This is a genomic window from Burkholderia sp. HMSC10F09, assembly GCF_001806955.1.
Lineage (GTDB): Bacteria > Pseudomonadota > Gammaproteobacteria > Burkholderiales > Burkholderiaceae > Burkholderia > Burkholderia multivorans.
In genome coordinates, this window is sequence record NZ_KV786675.1 from 1 (window position 1) to 2,297 (window position 2,297).

General features: G+C 70.3%; 1 protein-coding gene. It reads right to left on the reverse strand.

Annotated elements, in window-relative coordinates:
- The coding region (locus HMPREF3115_RS11675) for a site-specific recombinase (protein ID WP_070554482.1) at positions 1-2,106 on the reverse strand (2,106 nt) is incomplete at its 3' end.
- Between the last annotated feature and the right edge of the window lie 191 nt (positions 2,107-2,297).

Here is a 2,297-nt window from a genome sequence, read left to right on the forward strand (position 1 = left end):
CGCGTCGCGGCCGGCGGCCGGCCAGAGCAGCCCGAACGGATGCGCGACGACCGCGCGCAGGATCGCCGCGACGAGCGCGCGCACCTTCGTCGGCCGCAGGCTGCGCGAGCGCACGGCCATCGTGAACGCGAGCGCGAAGCTCACCAGCACGTTGAGGATCGCCATGCTCAGCACGCCCGCGCAGGCCCACCAGAGTTCCGGCGTGCCGAGCGCGCTCTTGCCGAGCACGCCGAGCGCCACGCCGATCGAGCCGGCCGACAGCGTCACGTGCCGCACTTCGAACGGAAACAGGAACACGGTGACGATCGCCGGAATCAGGCCGAGCATCAGCCCGAGCCCGACGTTCGCGACGACGCCGGCGACGTTGGACCGGCAGAAGTGCGCGAACTTCGCGGCGCCGGCCGCGCCGAGCGTGAGCCGCAGCCGGCGGTTGTAGGCGAGCGCGTCGCCGACGCGATGCAGCACGAACCAGTTGTCCGCCCAGCCGGCGAGCAGGCTCGACGCCCACAGCAGCACGCCGGTCAGCGCCGCGTAGAACGGCGTCGGGCCGAACAGCGAGAACGAATGCAGCGTCGCGTGCGCCTTTTCCGGCGAAATCACGTTCACGTGCAGCACGCCGGCCGCGAACAGCTGCACGAGCAGGCACACCGGCAGCACGACGAGCACGTTGCCGGAAATCGCGGCCGCCTGCGTGCGGATCAGCGCGATCACCGACGCGACGAACGCCTTCACGCCTTCGTCGTGGCCCGTGTCGTCGAGCTCGCGTGCGAGCGTCGGCGCGGTCATCGCGGGCTGCTTCGTCGCGAGCGTGAAATGCAGGAAGTGCATCAGCATGAAGCTCGCCGCGTAGTTGACGCCGGCGAGGAGCCCCTCGAGCATCGACTGCAGGTGCGCGCCGGTGATCGCGAACTTCACGCAGACGGTCGCGACGGTCACGAGTCCGCCGCCCGCGGCCATGCGCAGCATCTTCAGATACTCGGCGCGGCTGCGCGAAATGTAGTGCTCGCCCGTATCGGCATTGGTCTCCACGAGCTTGCGCGCGAACAGCGAGAAATTGCTGCGCATCAGGTGCGCGACGCTCTGGCTGTTCTGGTTCGCGTCGACGAGTTCGGCGGTCAGGCGTGCCATGCCGCGCAGATCGTCGCGCGCCATCCACGCGTTGAGCAGCGTTTCCGCGCGCAGGATGCGCATCCGCATCCGCTCGACCTGGAACACGATGTCGACCGACACGCCGTTGCGGTACAGATGCGAGAACACGTCGTCGACCGCGACGCGGCATTCGTCGAGCAGCACGCGCAGATAGTTCACCTCGTGCAGCAGCTTGCTCGGATCGCCGCCGTCCTCGACCGCCGCGTGCGCGGTTTCGACCGCGAGCATCGCGCGCGTGAGCCGGTAGAACGGCTGCGCTTCGAGCGGCGTGCGCGCATCGTCGTCGGACAGGCGGCTGCGCACCGTCTGCGACAGGCCGGTCGAGCTGATCTGGCAGGTCAGGTTGTGCAGCGCGGCCAGCAGGTCGCGCGAGAACGAGCCAGGTTCGTGGCGCTCGTCGTCGGTCACGTCGAACGCGAGCAGATCCGCGAGCCGCGCGAGCAGATCGTCGGGCAGCGCGTCGATCCACTGCGCGTCGTCGGGCGTCGGGAACATCAGCGTGAACAGCGCGGACAGCTCGCGGCGATTCGGCGCCGGCGGAATCAGCGACGCATCGATGCGCTCGAACAGCGCGCCGAAGAAGCCCGAATGCACGGGCATGCCCGCATCGCACAGCAGCGAGATGCCGTCGCATTCGCGCAGGATGCCGCGCACGATGCGCGCCGCGTGCGACTTCCATGCCGGATTGCGATCGAGCACGTGGAACAGGTAGCGCAGCCGCGCATGCGCGGGATAGGCGCGGGCGTCGTCGCCGCGTTCGGCCGAGCCGTCCTGCGCGGCCTGTGCGGTCTGCATCGCGCCGCCGCGGCGCAGCCAGTGCGCGAGTTCGATCAGCCATTCGCTGCGCTCGGCGTACGACGCCTCGGCGTTCGCGTGCGCGAGCAGCGCATCGAGCTGATGGCTCGCACTGCGCGACGCGCGCCACTTCTTGATCAGGGTCGTCAGGGAACGGAACATAAAACGGAATAGCGAAAGCCCTGGACGGGCGGGTTCGGAGGGCCGGCCGGGCATGCGGCGCGGCGCCGGTGAGTACGGGTGTGGCGGTCGGGGCGCCGGACGCGGCGCCCGGTTGCGGTGCACGCGGATCGCGGGCGGACTCCCACCGGACCGGCGTGCGGGCCGGACGCGCCCGGCGCTGCCGGCTCCCC